A 16,311-nucleotide genomic window follows, 5' to 3' on the forward strand; every position below is an offset into this window, starting at 1 on the left:
ATCATCGTTAGATGACGATAATATCCGTTTATTACGATATTTTGTCAATCCGCCACGCCGATGGCGCGCCCGCCGGTGGTCCGGCGAGCCGATCAGTTCCGCGACGGCCAGTTGCGGTCGCCCTCGGGCATCATGAATACCTGCCCAGGATAGATCAGGTCCGGATCGCGAATCTGATCCTTGTTGGCCTGATAGATGGTGGTGTAGCGCAGTCCCTCGCCATAGCGCCGCTGCGAGATGGTCCACAGATTGTCGCCAGAGCGAATGATGATGTTGGCGATCTGGCGCTTGGCGGCATCGCCGCTCGCCCCTTCGCCGCCGCCCACACTGCCGGAGGCCGCCACCGGCCGCAGCACGATGTCGTCCTCGTCCGCCCGGTTGAAGGTCACCTCGGCCCGGGCGGTCACCGCCCCGGTCTTCGGCGCCACCTGGTCGGCGCGTACATCCACCTCGCCCGGCGCCACCGCGCTGTCCGCTTCCAGGAGCCAACGGCCCTTGCTGTCGGTGCGCGCCTCGCCCACCAGCTTGTTGTCGAGATAGACCCGCACATCGCTGTTCGGCTCGCCCGCCCCGGCCACATAGACCTTGCTGTCTTCGGTCTCCACCGCATCGACCGTGACCGTCGGCGCGGCAGCAGGCGCGCCGGTCGCATCCTCGGCGGCGCTCTCGGCCGGTGCCGCATCCTCCGGGCGGGCCGCCGTGTCGGGTGCGCCCGTCGCCGCCACCTCGCCCGGCGCAACCTCGTCCGTCGGCGCCTCGCCGCCAGCGGTCTCCGCTGCCGCTTCCAGGACTTCCGGTTTCTGCAGGATCTTCGAGGCGGTGCCCGGCGCGTTGAGCATCACCAGCACCTCGCCGCTTGCCGGATCCTGCGGCACCGACACCGCCAGGCTCTGGACCGACTGCGCGGTCGTCTCACCCTCGGCATTCCGGACTTCCAGCGTCACCGAATGGGCACCCGGCGCCAGCGGCTCCTCAAGCACGATGGCGAATTCGCCGGTGGCATTGGCAATGCCCTTGCCGACCACCTTGCCATTGGACAGGAGCGCGACGATCGCGCCCGGCTCCGACCGGCCGGCCACCACCGCTGAGCCATCCCGCTCCACGCGCATCACATCGAAGGTGGGAACCGAAGCCTCGGTCCCAGCCTCGTCCGTGCCCGTCTCGTCCGCATCGGCGGTCTGCTGTGCGGCGTCGCCGGATGCAGCCTCGTCAGCGTCCGGTGTGACAGCGCTCTCGCCCGTTTGCGGGGCTTGCGCCGAGACCTCGGGCGCCGGCTTGCCCGCCTCGTCCTGCTGCTGCGTCTTCCACCAGCCAAAGCCAAGCGCGCCGGCGGCAACGATGCCAGCGACCACGAGCAGTTGAACCAGGACTTTTCGCGACATGAAGAAACCTACTCCCCGATCCCCTGTGCCGCGACCGGAATCGGCCAAGGATCACCAGTTGATCGTCTTTCAAGGGTCGGCGCAACGCTTCCACGCATCAACAGCGGAAAACCACGCCCGAAACGTGCCGATTTCGACCGACCCGAGACCGGCAGGCATGGTTATACCGCTTTGCCGGGAGCGGCAAGCGCACCCGCTCCGTCGCCGGATGAATTGGCCGCTTGACCGGCATCGCGCGGCGATGTCAAACAGATCGCATGAGCGAACTCAAATCCATCTGCGTTTACTGCGGCACCGGCGAGGGCACCGACCCTGCCTATGTGGCAGCCGCCACCACCCTCGGCCGGAACATCGCCGAGGCTGGTCTGTCCCTCGTCTATGGCGGAGGCTCCATCGGCCTGATGGGCGCCGTCGCCCGCGCGACGCTGGAAGCCGGCGGCAAGGTCACCGGCATTATACCCCGCTTCCTGCAGGAACGGGAGGTGATGATGCAATCCGTCACCGAGCTGATCGTCACCGAGGACATGCACGAGCGCAAACGGGCGATGTTCGAACGGGCCGACGGCTTCGTCGCCCTGCCCGGCGGCATCGGCACCCTGGAAGAGCTGGTCGAGGTGCTGACCTGGGGCCAACTCGGCCGCCACCGCAAGCCGGTGGTGCTTGCCGACATCAACGGCTTCTGGCGCCCGCTCGTCGACCTCTTGGAGCACATGAAGAGCGAAGCCTTCATCCGCCCCGGCTTCGAGATCGACTACCATGCGGTCGGCCGGGCCGCCGACATCGTTCCCACCCTTCGCGAAGCCTGCAAGCGCGCCACTCAGGGCGCCCAGCTCGCCGATTTGAACCGGTTCTGAGCGGCGCACCTGCCCGCACCCGAACCGCCTCAAAAGGGCCGGCGCGCGACGCCGCGCGCCGGCTGATCTGACCTACATCACCTTTTGCGGCCGCACCCGGTCCCGCCGCCGCCAGGCGTCGGCGGTGAACAGCGCCAGCGAAAGCCAGATCAGCACGAAGGTGCCGAGCCGAAGCGAGCTGATCGGTTCGTGATAAATGTAGACCGCCATCAAGAGATGCAGGCTGGGCGCCAGATACTGCAGCAGCCCGGTGGTGGTCAGCGGCAAGCGCCGCGCGCCCCCGGCAAACAGCGCCAGCGGCACCGCCGTGACGATGCCCGTGCCGGCGAGCAGCAGGAACAGCCCCGGCCGGTCGAGCGGCAGCACATCCGCCGTTCCCGTGACGCCGGCATAAAGCAGATAGCCCAGCGCCAGCGGCGACAGCAGCAATGCCTCGACCATCAGCCCGGGCGAGGCGCCCACCGGCACCATCTTGCGGATATAGCCATAGATCGCGAAGGTCACCGCCAGCAGCATGGCCACCCAGGGAAAGGTGCCGAGCGCCATGCCTTGCGCGCCCACCGCCAGCGCGGCGATGGTGAGCGCGATCTTCTGCGTGCCGCTGACCTGCTCCTTCAGCACGATCATGCCGATCGCCACGGAGACCAGCGGATTGGCGAAATAGCCGAAGCTGATCTCCAGGATCCGCGCATTGTCGATCGCCCAGATGAACACCAGCCAGTTGACTGAGATGATCAGCGCCGACAGGGTCAGCTTGCCCCGGATCCGCGGGTTGGCGAGGATGGCGCGCACCTCCGAAAGCCGGCCGCGCAGCCCCAGGAAGATCGCCAGGAACAGCACCGACCACAGGATCCGGTGCGCGACGATGATGTCGGCGTCAATGTCCCCGGTCCATTTGTAATAGACCGGCAGGAACCCCCAAAGCAGGTAGGCCGACACCATGAAGATCATGCCGAGCCGCCATTCGGCTCGGGCCGCCTCGTCGGACGCAAGTGAAGTCATCGCGGATGCGCTTTCAGCCCCGAAGGGCCGACCCGCTAGCGGGTCGCCTTCAGCAGCGTGTAGGTGTGGGAATCGATCAGCGCCTGAAACGACGCATCGACGATATTGCCGGAAACGCCGATGGTGAACCAGCGTTTATGCGTGCGCCGGTCCTGGCTCTCCACCAGAACGCGTGTCACCGCATCCGTGCCGCCATTGAGGATCCGCACCTTGAAGTCGATCAGCTCCATGGCGTCGATGGCCTCCTGATAGCGGCCGAGATCCTTGCGCAGCGCCTTGTCCAGCGCGTTGACCGGACCGTTGCCCTCCGCCACCGACATCAGCGTTTCGCCATCGACCTCCAGCTTCACCACCGCCTCGGAGACGGTCACCAGCTCGCCAAGCGCGTTGTGCCGCCGCTCGACCATCACCCGGAACGACTTGACGTCGAAGAACTGCGGCACCTCGCCGAGCCGGCGCCGGGCCAGAAGCTCGAAGGAGGCATCCGCCGCCTCATAAGCATAGCCCTGCGCCTCCCGCTCCTTCACATCCGCCAGAAGCGCATCGAGCCGGGGATCGGCCTTGTCGACGGCGATGCCGAGCCGCTGCAATTCGCCAAGCAGGTTCGACTTGCCCGCCTGATCGGAAACAAGTACCCGGCGCCGGTTTCCGACCGTCTCCGGCGGCACATGCTCATAGGTCTGCGGCTCCTTGAGGATCGCCGAGGCATGAATGCCGGCCTTGGTGGCAAAGGCATTCTCGCCAACGTAAGGCGCGTGCCGGTCCGGCGACCGGTTGATGATCTCGTCAAAGGCGCGGGAGATGGAGGTGATCTCCGCCAGCGCCTCACCGCTCACCCCCAGCTCCAGCTGCGCGCGATAGGCCGGCTTCAGCATCAAGGTCGGGATCAGGGTGATCAGATTGGCATTGCCGCAGCGCTCGCCGATGCCGTTCAGCGTGCCCTGAATCTGGCGCACGCCCGCTTCCACCGCCGCCAGCGAATTGGCGACCGCATGGCCGGTGTCGTCATGAGCGTGAATGCCCAGGTGGGTGCCCGGCACGACCTTGGTCACCGCACCGACAATCTCGCGCAGCTCACCCGGCAGGGTGCCGCCATTGGTGTCGCACAAGACCACCCAGCGCGCGCCCGCCTCATAGGCGGTGCGGGCACACTCCAGCGCATACTCCGGATTGGCCTTGTACCCATCGAAGAAATGCTCGCAATCGACCATCGCTTCCCGGCCGGCGGCCACCGCCGCCTCAACGCTCTCGCGGATCGAGGCGACGTTTTCCTCGTTGCTGCAGCCCAGCGCCACCTTGACGTGGTAGTCCCAGCTCTTGGCGACGAAACAGATCGCCTCGGCGGCGGAATCGAGCAGCAGTTGCACGCCCGGATCGTTGGCCAGCGACCGTCCGGCCCGCTTGGTCATGCCAAAGGCGGTGAAGGTGGCCTTCCGGGTGCGCTTTTCGGAAAAGAACGCCGTGTCGGTGGGATTGGCGCCCGGATAGCCGCCCTCCACATAGTCGATACCGAGCCGGTCGAGCAGTTCGGCAATGACGATCTTCTCCTCCACCGAGAAGTCGATGCCAGCCGTCTGCGCCCCATCGCGCAAGGTGGTGTCGAACAGGTAGAGGCGATCGCGTGTCATTGACGTGTCCTTGAGCTCCTGGCCTTCCGGCGCAGTCATCGTGCCAGTTCCCATGTGGTTTCCACCGTGCCGGTGTCCGCATTGCGCGTGTCCTTCAGGACGACGCCCTCGGCGGCGAGAAGGTCGCGGATCCGGTCCGCCTCGCCCCAGTTCTTCGCCGCGCGGGCCGCGTTGCGCTCCGCGATCAGGCCATCGACCCGTGCCGCCAGCTCCGGATCCGCCGCCCGGGCCGTGGCCTCCTCCGCCGCCGCCCGGATGCCGGCAAGGTCGATGCCGAGGAAGTTCAGCGAGGCGGCCAGCGCCGCTTTCGCCTGCACCTCACCGCCACGGGCCTCCCGCGCCAGCCCATGCAACACGGCAATGGCGCGCGGGGTGTTGAGATCGTCGCACAGGGCCTCCACCAGCGCATCCGGCACCTTGGTATCGGCCTGATCTGCCGGCAGGGAGGACAAAAGCCCATCCCACTTCTGCAACAGCCCCTCGGCCTCCGACAGGCTCTTTTCGGTAAAGTCGAGCGGCTGGCGGTAGTGGGTCATCAAGAGGGCAAGCCGGATCGCCGCCCCGGGCCAGACCCGCCCGCCGAGCTTGTCCGTGTCCAGAAGGTCATGCACGGTGATGAAGTTGCCGAGCGATTTCGACATCTTCTCGCCTTCGACCTGAAGGAAGCCGTTGTGCAGCCAGTACCGCGCCATCACCTCCGTATCGTGGCTGCAACGCGACTGGGCCACCTCGTTCTCGTGATGCGGGAACACGAGATCGGCGCCGCCACCGTGAATATCGAAGGTCTCACCAAGGTGCCGCCGCGCCATCGCCGAGCATTCGATATGCCAGCCCGGCCGCCCCGGCTCCTCGATGCCGCACGGCCCCGGCCAGCCCGGCTCGCCCTCCTTCGACGGCTTCCACAGGACGAAGTCCATCGGATCCTTCTTGTAAGGCGCGACCTCGACCCGCGCACCGGCCTGCATGTCCTCCAGCGACCGGCCCGAGAGTTTGCCGTAGTCGGCCATCGAGCCCACGTCGAACAGCACATGGCCTTCGGCCACATAGGCATGGCCCTTGGCCACCAGTTGCTCGATCATCGCCTTCATCTCGGCGATATGCTCAGTCGCGCGCGGCTCGATGGTCGGATCGAGCGCGCCCAGCGCCCGCATGTCCGCATGATACTGCGCCGCCGTGCGTTCGGTCAGTTCGCCAATCGACACCCCTTCGGCCGCCGCCCGTGCGTTGATCTTATCATCCACGTCGGTGATGTTGCGCACATAGGTGACGTGCTCCGCGCCGTAGAGATGGCGCAGCAGGCGGAACAGCATGTCGAACACGACCACCGGGCGCGCATTGCCGATATGCGCATAGTCATAGACCGTCGGCCCGCAGACATACATGCGCACATTGTTCCGATCCTCGGGGACGAATACGTCCTTGGTCCGGGTCAGGGTATTGGTCAGCTTGAACGCATGGTCAAAGCTCATGGTCGAACATCTCCTGGCCGGCTGGCCGGGGCGTCCGTCTCATCTCCCGTCGGGAGGCATCACGCATGAGGAGAACGGCCACAGCCAGCGGTGTCGCTAGCTGCAAATAATGAGAATCGAGATTCGGTTCCGCGTGGCCGTTGTCATGGGGAGCGTTTTGGCCCGATTGCCGCAGCGGGTCAAGCATTTCAATGCGCCAGTTCCTTGTGGTTCGCTCCGGACGCCTGGCCGATCCGCCCTCCCCGTTTTCCCTCCGGTTGTGTAGGATGGCGCCACATGCGCCGGAAAAGGGAGAATTTCATGCGTCTTGCCACCACCATCCTGGCCGCCTCGCTTGCGGCGGGACTGCCTCTTGTCGGCCCGTTGCCCCTGGCGGCACCGGCGCTTGCCCAGTCGGCGGCCCAGCCTACCGCGCAGCCGGAGGTGGATGAAACGACGCTCACGGAATTCGCCCCGGCTGAACAGCTTCCGACCGATCCGCTGGCCTTTGCCATCGCCGCCCAGCTCGACAGTGCCGACAGCATGATGCTGGACGCCGCGCTCAATGCCGGCAGCGAGGAGGAAACCGAACTCAGCGTCCGCGATTTCTACCAGCAGCGCCTGTTCCAGCCGCTCTGGCTCTCGGAGGATGGGCTTAACCCGTTCGCCAAGGAGCTGCTCGTCGCCCTTGAGAACGCGGGCGAACATGCGCTCGACCCGGAGGATTACGACCCGGACCGGCTCGCCCAGCTCGCCTTCAACGCCGCCGGCCTTGCGGATCTGGCCGCGCTCGACGTCGCCCTGTCGAGCACCTATGTAACCTATGCGAGCCATCTGGCCGCCGGCCGGGTCAAGCCGAACCGGGTCAACAAGTCCCTGAAGCTCTTCCCGCTGGCACCCGATCCGGTCACCCTGCTGGATCTGGTCGACTCCAGCGAGAGCTTCACCGAGGTTCTCGAAGGTCTGTCGCCGAATACCCCCAACTACGACCGGCTGAAGGACCGCCTCGCCGACTACCGCGCCAAGCAGGCGGCCGGCGGCTTCACCGCCGTGCCGAGTGGTCCGGTGCTGAAACCCGGCATGACCGACGACCGGCTGGAGGCCCTGCGCGCCCGGATGATCGAGGAAGATCTTCTGGCCCCCGGCAGTCATTCCGGCGATGTCTATGACGGCGCCCTGCTCGCGGCGGTGAAGCTGTTTCAGGAGCGGCACGGGCTGGAGGTCGATGGCATCATCGGCAAGAACACCCTGGTCGAGATCAATGTGCCGATCGCCGCGCGGATCGAACAGATGGCGCTCAACATGGAGCGGCGGCGCTGGATGCCGGACGATCTGGGCGAGCGCTATGTCTTCATCAACCTCGCCGACCAGAACCTGAAGGTGGTGGATAACGACAAGACCGTGCACACCACCCGGGTGGTGGTGGGCAAGCCCTATCATGCCACCCCGGTGTTTTCCGACCAGATCACCTATGCGGAAATCAATCCGTTCTGGACGGTGCCCTTCTCCATCGCGACCAAGGAATACCTGCCGCAGCTTCAGCGCAATCCCGGCGCGCTGGCCGCCAAGAACATCCGCATCTTTTCCGGCAACCGCGAGATCAGCCCCTATTCGGTGGACTGGAACGGGGTCAGCCGGCGCAACTTTTCCTACACGCTGCGCCAGGATCCGGGCCCGCGCAATGCCCTGGGGCGCATCAAGTTCATGTTCCCGAACAAGTACAGCATCTACATCCACGACACTCCGTCGAAGGCGCTGTTCTCCCGTGCCCAGCGCTCGTTCAGCCATGGCTGCATTCGCGCGGAAAACCCGTTCGATCTCGGCGAGGTGCTGCTCGCCCGTGATGGCTGGAGCAAGGATCGGCTGATCGCCGCCCGGGACACGAAGAAGCGCCGCATCGTCAAGCTGAAGGAACCCATTCCGGTCCACCTCACCTATCTGACCGCCTGGGTAAACAAGGATGGCTCGACCCATTTCCGCCGGGACGTCTATGGCCGGGACAAGGTGCTGAAAACCGCGCTGACGACGAATCGTCGCACCGACCTTTGAGACACGGTCGCGGCTGGGGCGACCTTTCGGTGCCCCACACTGCGGCGGCAAGGAAACTGAACGGTGGATAAACGCCCCCCTCAGGGGCGGTTCACGGCCCAAATGCGACGATCACACATCGATCAGGTCTCGCGTATCGGGTGGTTTCTCATGTCCCAGATGTTTCGTCAGGTGCTCACCGCAGTGGTTCTGTCCGCCGTTCTTCTCTCGCCGGTTGTCCTGATGGTCTCCGCCCCAGAGGCTGGAAACCGTTCTGAAATCCGGCTTTCCCGCGTTTCGGATTGCATTCCCGATGCCTTTGGCTGCAGCGCCAGGGCATACCACATGCATTCCACACGTTGACGAAAGGGAAAGTCGCGACGATAGTCTCTGCGCCGATTTGCGCCAGAGGGTGGCAAAGCGGCGCTATCGTCAAGACGCCATATTCCCGCACCACACTTTCTGGGAGACGGCGGCACAAGCCAAGGGCTCGACAGGAAGAAACGGATGATCGACGCGCTGCAGAACAAGGCAGAGGACGCAGCAAGCTTTCTCAAGATGCTGGCTTCGGCCCCACGGCTGATGCTCCTGTGCAACATGGCAGGCGGGGAAACCAGCGTCGGTCATCTGGCCGAACAGACCGGCATGCGCATGCCGACGGTGTCGCAGCAACTGGCCCTGTTGCGGGCGCAAGGGCTGGTGCGCACACGGCGGGATGGCACCACCATCTACTACAGCCTCGACAGCGAGATCGCCATCGACGTGCTGGCGCTGCTGCAAAAGCACTTCTGTCCGCCCGAAGAGATCCAGGCAACAAAGGAGCGCGCGGCCGCGCAATAAGCGTCGCCCCCGTGCCAGCGCTCCCTGACAGGCGCTGCCCGCCTCCCCGCATCGACGCCCGCGATTATTCGTCGAGCCAATCGGCACAGGCCGGCGCTTCGGCCCCGCCCCAGGGCATGATCGGCACGGTCGAGGTGGAGTTCTTCGGGCTGCCCTCGATAATCTTGTCCGAATAGACCAGATAGACCAGCACATTGCGCTTGGCATCGCAGCCACGCACGATCCGCATCTTCTTGAACATGAACGAGCGGCGTTGGCGGAACATCTCCTCGCCCTGCTCGAATTTCTCCTTGAAGCTCACCGGCCCGACCTGACGGCAGGCGAGCGACACGTCCGAGACCTCCTCGGCCACCCCCAGCCAGCCGGACACGCCGCCTTTTTCCGGAACGGTGAAATGACAGGCCACCCCCTGCACGATCGGATCGTCGATCGCGTAGGTAGCCAGCTTGTGATCCGGCGTCAGCAGCTTCCAGACCGTCGATTTCTTGAAAATCAGGTCCGGCTCGTCCTCAGCCTGCGCGCCGCTGGCAAGCCCGAGCCCGAGCCCCAGTCCGAGCCCAAGTGCGAGCAAGGTCACAAAGGCCGCACCGGCCAGCCGTGTCGTCAAGGTCATCCGGTCTGTCTCCCCGAAAGGTTGTTGGCGCCGAAAGTCCGCCGGCCCCGATATGGGGGCGGAGACGGTAAATTGCGAGAGAAGAAGGCCACGCCCCAGCTAGAGACAGCGCGGCGCCTCACACCAAAAGCGCGCCCAGATGCACCAACCCCACCAGCGGGGATGGGGTCGCCAGCAATGCCAGGGAGGCCAGGCTGAGCGCTCCCAGCACCAGAATGGCCACGGCCAGCCGCCGCTCCCCCTTGCCGCGCGCCTGCCGCCAGAGCGCAAGGTGCAATCCGACGATCAGAACCAGGAAGACGCCGGCCAAAAGATACCCGGCCCACGGCCCGCTTCCACCGGCCGCGACGGGGCGGATCACCAGCGCCGGCAGGAAGGCACCGGCCAGCGGCAGCGCCAGCACATGCACCAGCACGGTCCAGACAAGGGCCACACTCTGTGGCGGAGGGGGTGTGTTGGCCGGTCGTTTCATGCGATTCGCGTGAGCCCTGTTGCACTATGTCGAGGTGACATGCCCCGCGCACCGCTGGCAACCGGTTTCCGCACCTCTTCAGACCGACGCCGGGGCACAGCATCATAGAGAAGCTTGAAAGAGAGGCGGTTTTCGCAAGAAAGCGATGACGGCTCCCACCAAACTGGCCTAAACTCGTTGCGCTCGCATCTTTACCCCTTTTGCGTGCAATCACAAAAAAGACAATTGAAATCAAGGGCCGTATCGCCATCATGACCGCCACGCCGCCCATGCTGAAGCTGGAGGCCTTTCTCCCCTACCGACTGAGCATCCTGGCCGAGGCTGTCAGCCAGTCGCTGGCCGGCGTCTATCGGCGCCGCTACGGCATTGCCATCCCCGAATGGCGGGTGCTGGCCACGCTCGGCCAGTTCGACAGCATGACCGCCAAGGAAATCGGCCTGCACTCGCGCATGCACAAGACCAAGGTGTCGCGCGCCGTGGCCACGTTGGAAGAGCGCCGACTGGTACGTCGCCACACCAACAACCGCGACATGCGCGAGAGTTTTCTGGAACTGACCAGCGCGGGCCGCCGCATCTACAACGAGCTCGTGCCGGAAGCCCTTGGCTTTGTCGACCGGCTGCTCGCCCCGCTGTCGGAGGAAGAACGGACCGCGCTGGAGCCGCTGCTGCAGCGCCTGACCGAGCGCGCCTTCGAGCTGAACGACCGAATGGGCGAGCGGCCAGACGGCGGGGGAGGTTAGCGCGCAATTTACTAAACTCCCCGGCTTTTGTTGTGTCGAAGCCGCCCGGCGGCGATAGTTGGGCAAGAGATTTCCCACAAGGGAAACGTGCGAACGAGCCAGGGACGGCAAGACGTGATGAGAAACGCCAAACGGCAACGCGCCGTCGCGCCTGTGGCGCGCGCCCTCTTGGCGGGCGTGCTGCTGACGGCTGCGCTGCTGATCACGGGCACGCAAGGCGCATCCGCCGCCACCTGTCAGGCTCTTGCCGCCGAACTGAACCGCGCTGCCGCGCGCACGCCGCAATCGGCGGAGCAGCGCAAATGGGCCCGGGCCGCACGGCAACAGGCCAAATCCCTGTCGCTCGCCGAGCGGGATGCACGCCATCTCGGCTGCAACGCGGGCGGCGGCGATGCCTCCTGCGCCGCCCTCACTGCCAAGATCAAGAAGATGCGCGCCAATCTGGCAAAGCTGGAGCGCAAGCGCGACCGGCTCACCCGGGGTGGCGGCGGCGCCAAGGCGCGCACGGCGCAGCTCAGGCGCGCCATGAAAAGCCAGGGCTGCGGCACCACCCGCAGCGCCCGGTCGTCAGAGCGCGGTGGCGGCTTCCTCGCACTGTTCGGCATTGGCCGGGACACGGACAGGGCAAACGACAGGGACAGGGGCAGCGCCGTGCGTACCACATCCACGACGCGCACGCCGGACCGGCGCCGTTCCAGCGTCCGCGTCACCTCCTCCAGCACCCGCAGAGCGCCCCGCCGGGCCATGGGCCAGACCTACCGCACCATGTGCGTGCGCACCTGCGATGGCTTTTTCTTCCCCGTCAGCTATGCGGTGACCGAAAACGGCCTGAGCCGCGATGCCGCCGTCTGCCGCTCCATGTGCCCCTCGGCGGAAACCCGCCTGTTCCTGCATCGCAACCCCGGCGAAACCCTAAACGATCTGGTGGCCCTCGACGGCACCCCCTATGAGATGCTGCCCAATGCCAACCGGTTCCGCACCCAGTTCGTCGCCGGATGCAGTTGTCAGTCGGAGAACAGCGAACGCCAGACCATGGCCCGCCTGATCACCAGCGGCGATGACGCAACCGCCGCCGGGTATCTGCGCGACAGCATTGCAGGCAAGGCCGAACCGAAAGTGCCGCAGCCAAGTGTCCCAAGAGGCGCCGATCCGGACACTGCCCTTAACCTGCGCCTCGGCTTTGCGCCGGCGCGTGCCCCGACCCGCCTGCCGGTGCTCGGGCGCCCTCAGGCAGAAACGGCCCCGACACCCACCGAGGCAAAGCCGCAGGAAGAGCCTGCCACGCCTGCCATGACAAAACCCGCCGAGGAGGGCAAGCGCCCGGTCAGGGTAGTCGGCCCACGGTACTACGTCGCCCAATAACCGGCAGGAAGGTCTTCATGTCCGGCCCATGCGCGGCACCGGTCAGGGCCAGCCGCAGCGGCAGGAACAGGGCCTTGCCCTTGCGCCCGGTCTGCGCCTTCAGCGCGCCTGTCCAGGCGCCCCAGGTGGTCTCGTCCCACGGCTCGGCCGGCAGCAGCTCCGCCGCCAGCTTCAGATACTCCGCATCCTCGGGCGACGGCGCCGCATCGACCGGCATGTCCTCGCCACCCGCGACCACCTGCCACCAGCGCTGCGCATCCGCCACCGTCTCGCAATTGGCCCGCACCGCATCCCAGAACGGCGCACCGCCGCCGATGCCAAGCGCCGCAAGCCGCTCCGACACCGCCGCAAACGGCAGCCCGTGAACCAGCCGGGCATTGAGCGGGCGCAGGTCGTCCGGATTGAACTTGGCGGCGGAGCGGGAGATATCGGTCAGCTCCACCTGCCCGGCCAGCGCCGCAAGGCTTTCCGCCGGCTCGATGGCATGGCGGGTGCCGGTGAGTACCGCCAGAGACGCCACCGCCAGCGGCTCGTAGCCCGCCTCGCGCAGCGACCTTAGCGACAAGGCCCCTTTTCGCTTCGACAGCCCTTCGCCGGACACGGTGGTCAGAAGGTTGTGATGGGCGAATACCGGCGGTTTGGCGCCGAGCGCGGCAAAGATCGCCAGTTGCACGGCGGTGTTGGCCACATGATCTTCGCCGCGAATGACATGGGTGATGCCCATCTCGATATCATCGACAATCGACGGCAGCGTATAAAGGTAAGTCCCGTCGGCGCGGATCAGCACCGGATCGGACAAGGAGGCCAGATCCACCGCCTGCTCACCACGGCACAGGTCCTGCCAGCTTTCCTCCGTGCGCACGGTGGAGAACGGATCGCCCGCGTGATTGGGTAGCAGGAAGCGCCAGTGCGGCTTACGCCCCTCGGCCTCCAGCGCCGCCCGTTCCTCCGGGGTAAGCCGAAGCCCGGCGCGGTCATAGACCGGCGGACGGCCAAGCGCCCGCGCCCGCGCCCGGCGGCGCTCCAGCTCCTCCGCAGTCTCATAACAGGGATAAAGCAGCCCGGCGGCCTTCAGCCGCTCCGCCGCCGCGTCATAGGCGGCGATCCGCTCCGACTGGCGATAGACCCGGTCCGGCGCAATGCCGAGCCAGCCAAGATCCTCGGCAATCGCCGCCGCGAACTCGGCGGTCGAGCGCTCCAGATCGGTGTCATCGTAGCGCAGCACGAAGCTGCCGCCGGTCTTCAGCGCATAGAGCCAGTTGAACAGCGCCGGCCGGGCATTGCCGATATGGAGAAATCCGGTGGGCGAGGGAGCAAATCGAACGGTAACGGTCATGACGCTCTCTTACCCAGAAGCAGCACGTGCGGCAATCCCGATCGCACCGCCCTCCCCCGTTGCGCCGGAGCCGCCCGCGCGCAGTCGCGCGCCTGACGTCACCAGCAATCGCAAGTCATTTCCTGCAGCGGACGTTGAGTCCGCCCCCGCTCGTTTTTCGAGCGAGACAACACCGACATCCTATTTCCGCAACGGATCAATCAAATTGAAAAAGACATTCAAAATTATTAAACGAACTGCACCTGAAAGAAACCGAAATTTCCGCCCCAGCAAAAATAAAATAAATTCGTAGAAGTCATTTTTATAACAAATAAACAAATTTATTTTGCTCAAATCGCAGCAAATACGAAGGCAATTCCAGAAAAATAAATTACCCTCATAACAATTCATTAACCAGAATTTACTAAAAAACCCCATGAAAAATAACAAAATAAATCAAAAATCGCGAAGCGAAATCAAACAAAATACAACAAAGCACACTCACTAAAAAGGTGAAGTCCCTTGCTAAATCACATAAAGATTTCAAAGAAGATATTCGGAGGATTCGGCACGATCCTCCTCCTTCTTCTTGTCATCAGCGCCGTCTCATCGTTCAATCTCAGCAGCGGAAGCGACAGTTTCGCCCGCTACAGAGCCATTGCCATCCAAACCAACCTTGCCGGCGAGGTGCAGTCCAATCTTCTTGAAGCGCGCCTGGCGGTGAAGAACTTCATCCAGCGCTCTTCCCAGGAGGATGTGGCAACCGTCGAAAGCCGCATCCAGCGGACCCGTGAGCTTGGCCGAGAGCTGAACGAAGGGCTCGCCGGATCGGAGATTGGCAAGATCATCGCCAATGCAGGCGAGGAAATCACCGCCTATACCGACGGCTTTGCACAGGTGGTCCGCCTGCAGGCGGAACGCGACGGGCTGATCGCCGACGTCCTCGACACTGCCGGTGTGGAAATCGAGCGCAAGCTGACGGAAATCATGCACAGCGCCTATGGTGATCGGGACGTGGGCGCTGCCTACCGCGCCGCCAATGTCCAGCGCAGCCTGCTGCTGATGCGGCTTTACATGGCCAAGTTCCTGGTCACCAGCAGCGACGCCGACTTCGACCGTGTCCTCCAGGAAGCGACCGAGATGGCGGAGCTGCACAAGGCTCTGGTCATCGAGCTTCAGGACCCCACCCGACGCGCCCTCGCCAAGGAGGTGGGCACCCTGCGCGAGGCCTATATCACCGGCGCCACCCGCATTCACGATGCCACGACCGAGCGCAACGCCATCACCGCCCAGGCTCTCGACGTCTATGGCCCGAAGATCGCCCAGGAGATGGAGCAACTGAAGCTGGCCATCAAGGCCGAACAGGAGAGCCTCGGTCCGCAGGCCACCGCCGCCATGAGCCAGGCCGTCGTGCTGACGGTGACCGTCGCACTGATCGCCATCGCCCTTGGCCTTTGGGCCGCCTGGTTCATCGGCCGCGGTATTGCCAACCCGATCCGCGCGATCACCGAGGCAATGAAGTCCCTGGCCGCCGGCGACAAGACCACCGAGATCCCCGGTCAGGACCATCGCGACGAGATTGGCGACATGGCTGCCGCCGTCAACATCTTCAAGGAGAACATGATCAAGGCCGACACCCTGTCGGCGCGCGAGGCCGAAGAAACCCGGGCGCGTCAGGCACGGGCCCGGCGGATCGAGGAGCTGACCCAGAACTTCGACGCCAGCATCTCCGAACTGCTCAATGCCGTGGCCAGCGCCTCCACTGAAATGGAGGGAACGGCCAGCTCCATGTCGACCATTGCCAACGACACCAACCACCGGGCAACCACCGTGGCCAGCGCCGCCGAGGAAGCCTCCACCAATGTGCAGACGGTGGCCTCGGCGACCGATGAGCTGTCGAGTTCGATCCAGGAGATTTCCCGTCAGGTGGCCCAGTCCTCCGACATCGCCGGCCGCGCGGTGGAACAGGCGGAAAAGACCAACGGTCAGGTCCAGGGGCTCGCCCTGGCGGCCCAGCGCATCGGCGAGGTGGTGAGCCTGATCTCGGCAATCGCCGAACAGACCAACCTTCTGGCCCTCAACGCGACCATCGAGGCCGCCCGCGCCGGAGAAGCGGGCAAGGGCTTTGCGGTCGTCGCCGCCGAGGTCAAGGAACTGGCCAACCAGACCGCCAAGGCAACCGAGGATATCAGCCAGCAGATCGGCTCGATCCAGACCGAGACGGACGAGGCGGTCTCCGCAATCCAGGTGATCGGCCGCACCATCACCGAGATCAACGAGATCGCCGCCGGCATCGCCTCCGCCGTTGAGGAACAGAGCGCCGCCACCGGCGAAATCGCCCGCAACGTGGAACAGGCGTCGATTGGCACCCAGGAAGTGTCCAGCAACATCGTCGAGGTCACTCACGGGGCGACCGAAACCGGTGCGGCGGCCACCCAGGTGACCGGCGTCGCCGCCGACCTCAGCAGCAAGGCCGAACGCCTGAAGGCCGAGGTGGAGCAGTTCCTCGCCGACGTGCGCGCTGCCTGATCGCGAGGGGCTGACGCCAGCCCAACCGGGGCTGGCGCCACCAAAACAAAAAAGCCCACCGATGCCCAGCATCGGTGGGCCTTTTTGTGGCAACGGGC

At 65.0% G+C, this 16,311-nt stretch carries 13 protein-coding genes; 6 read left to right on the forward strand and 7 right to left on the reverse strand.

Going from position 1 to position 16,311, the window contains the following annotated elements; genetic code table 11:
* Window positions 1–92: 92 nt before the first annotated feature.
* Window positions 93–1,382 carry an Ig-like domain-containing protein gene (locus tag IEV83_RS13185; protein ID WP_181759882.1) on the reverse strand — a complete coding sequence of 430 codons (1,290 nt, stop codon included), beginning with the start codon at window positions 1,380–1,382 and terminating at the stop codon, window positions 93–95.
* Between the two features lie 257 nt (window positions 1,383–1,639).
* Here IEV83_RS13185 and IEV83_RS13190 point away from each other — a divergent pair, with 257 nt between their 5' ends.
* Window positions 1,640–2,236: an LOG family protein gene (locus IEV83_RS13190; protein WP_181759881.1), complete on the forward strand. Its 597-nt coding sequence runs from the start codon at window positions 1,640–1,642 to the stop codon at window positions 2,234–2,236.
* Window positions 2,237–2,308: 72 nt separating this feature from the next.
* On the opposite strand, the gene rarD is transcribed toward IEV83_RS13190, so the two are convergent.
* From rarD to cysS, 3 genes are read right to left on the reverse strand one after another with little or no spacing between them, the layout of a single operon-like run.
* On the reverse strand, window positions 2,309–3,238 hold the full coding sequence (gene rarD / locus IEV83_RS13195; protein WP_209003149.1) for an EamA family transporter RarD: 930 nt from the start codon (window positions 3,236–3,238) through the stop codon (window positions 2,309–2,311).
* Between the two features lie 35 nt (window positions 3,239–3,273).
* The gene (cimA, locus tag IEV83_RS13200; RefSeq protein WP_181759880.1) at window positions 3,274–4,866 is read right to left on the reverse strand and encodes a citramalate synthase; all 1,593 of its coding nucleotides are present in this window, start codon (window positions 4,864–4,866) and stop codon (window positions 3,274–3,276) included.
* Between the two features lie 35 nt (window positions 4,867–4,901).
* Window positions 4,902–6,335, reverse strand: coding sequence for a cysteine--tRNA ligase (gene cysS / locus IEV83_RS13205; RefSeq protein ID WP_181759879.1), 1,434 nt, complete (start codon window positions 6,333–6,335; stop codon window positions 4,902–4,904).
* 300 nt (window positions 6,336–6,635) lie between these two features.
* Here cysS and IEV83_RS13210 point away from each other — a divergent pair, with 300 nt between their 5' ends.
* Both IEV83_RS13210 and IEV83_RS13215 read left to right on the forward strand, forming a co-directional pair.
* Window positions 6,636–8,363 (forward strand): L,D-transpeptidase family protein, encoded by a 1,728-nt coding sequence (locus IEV83_RS13210; protein ID WP_181759878.1) that lies wholly within the window; start codon window positions 6,636–6,638, stop codon window positions 8,361–8,363.
* Window positions 8,364–8,849: 486 nt separating this feature from the next.
* Window positions 8,850–9,182 (forward strand): ArsR/SmtB family transcription factor, encoded by a 333-nt coding sequence (locus tag IEV83_RS13215; protein ID WP_181759877.1) that lies wholly within the window; start codon window positions 8,850–8,852, stop codon window positions 9,180–9,182.
* 64 nt (window positions 9,183–9,246) lie between these two features.
* Here IEV83_RS13215 and IEV83_RS13220 read toward each other — a convergent pair whose 3' ends face one another.
* Window positions 9,247–9,789 (reverse strand): CreA family protein, encoded by a 543-nt coding sequence (locus tag IEV83_RS13220; protein WP_181759979.1) that lies wholly within the window; start codon window positions 9,787–9,789, stop codon window positions 9,247–9,249.
* A gap of 124 nt (window positions 9,790–9,913) precedes the next feature.
* Complete coding sequence (locus IEV83_RS13225) at window positions 9,914–10,267, reverse strand: hypothetical protein (protein WP_181759876.1); 354 nt, start codon at window positions 10,265–10,267, stop codon at window positions 9,914–9,916.
* A gap of 251 nt (window positions 10,268–10,518) precedes the next feature.
* Here IEV83_RS13225 and IEV83_RS13230 point away from each other — a divergent pair, with 251 nt between their 5' ends.
* Both IEV83_RS13230 and IEV83_RS13235 read left to right on the forward strand, forming a co-directional pair.
* Window positions 10,519–11,007: a MarR family winged helix-turn-helix transcriptional regulator gene (locus tag IEV83_RS13230; protein WP_181759875.1), complete on the forward strand. Its 489-nt coding sequence runs from the start codon at window positions 10,519–10,521 to the stop codon at window positions 11,005–11,007.
* 117 nt (window positions 11,008–11,124) lie between these two features.
* A complete protein-coding gene (locus tag IEV83_RS13235) occupies window positions 11,125–12,369 on the forward strand; it encodes a DUF2865 domain-containing protein (protein ID WP_181759874.1) in 1,245 nt (414 codons plus the stop codon).
* Here IEV83_RS13235 and gltX read toward each other — a convergent pair.
* Entirely contained in the window at window positions 12,332–13,705 is a 1,374-nt protein-coding gene (gene gltX, locus IEV83_RS13240) for a glutamate--tRNA ligase (protein ID WP_181759873.1), read from the reverse strand. The two genes, IEV83_RS13235 and gltX, sit on opposite strands and share 38 nt — an antisense overlap.
* A 501-nt stretch (window positions 13,706–14,206) precedes the next feature.
* Here gltX and IEV83_RS13245 point away from each other — a divergent pair.
* Window positions 14,207–16,213 (forward strand): HAMP domain-containing methyl-accepting chemotaxis protein, encoded by a 2,007-nt coding sequence (locus IEV83_RS13245; RefSeq protein WP_181759872.1) that lies wholly within the window; start codon window positions 14,207–14,209, stop codon window positions 16,211–16,213.
* Window positions 16,214–16,311: the final 98 nt, after the last annotated feature.

Source organism: Stappia taiwanensis (assembly GCF_014635285.1).
Classification (GTDB): Bacteria; Pseudomonadota; Alphaproteobacteria; order Rhizobiales; family Stappiaceae; genus Stappia; species Stappia taiwanensis.

Excerpts from the sequence above, each read along its gene's own strand:
- IEV83_RS13190 (WP_181759881.1), top strand. The coding sequence starts at position 1,640 with ATGAGCGAACTCAAATCCATCTGCGTTTACTGCGGCACCGGCGAGGGC.
- cimA (WP_181759880.1), bottom strand. The coding sequence starts at position 4,866 with ATGACACGCGATCGCCTCTACCTGTTCGACACCACCTTGCGCGATGGG.
- IEV83_RS13210 (WP_181759878.1), top strand. The coding sequence starts at position 6,636 with ATGCGTCTTGCCACCACCATCCTGGCCGCCTCGCTTGCGGCGGGACTG.
- rarD (WP_209003149.1), bottom strand. The coding sequence starts at position 3,238 with ATGACTTCACTTGCGTCCGACGAGGCGGCCCGAGCCGAATGGCGGCTC.
- IEV83_RS13185 (WP_181759882.1), bottom strand. The coding sequence starts at position 1,382 with ATGTCGCGAAAAGTCCTGGTTCAACTGCTCGTGGTCGCTGGCATCGTT.
- gltX (WP_181759873.1), bottom strand. The coding sequence starts at position 13,705 with ATGACCGTTACCGTTCGATTTGCTCCCTCGCCCACCGGATTTCTCCAT.
- IEV83_RS13215 (WP_181759877.1), top strand. The coding sequence starts at position 8,850 with ATGATCGACGCGCTGCAGAACAAGGCAGAGGACGCAGCAAGCTTTCTC.
- IEV83_RS13230 (WP_181759875.1), top strand. The coding sequence starts at position 10,519 with ATGACCGCCACGCCGCCCATGCTGAAGCTGGAGGCCTTTCTCCCCTAC.
- IEV83_RS13235 (WP_181759874.1), top strand. The coding sequence starts at position 11,125 with ATGAGAAACGCCAAACGGCAACGCGCCGTCGCGCCTGTGGCGCGCGCC.
- IEV83_RS13225 (WP_181759876.1), bottom strand. The coding sequence starts at position 10,267 with ATGAAACGACCGGCCAACACACCCCCTCCGCCACAGAGTGTGGCCCTT.
- cysS (WP_181759879.1), bottom strand. The coding sequence starts at position 6,335 with ATGAGCTTTGACCATGCGTTCAAGCTGACCAATACCCTGACCCGGACC.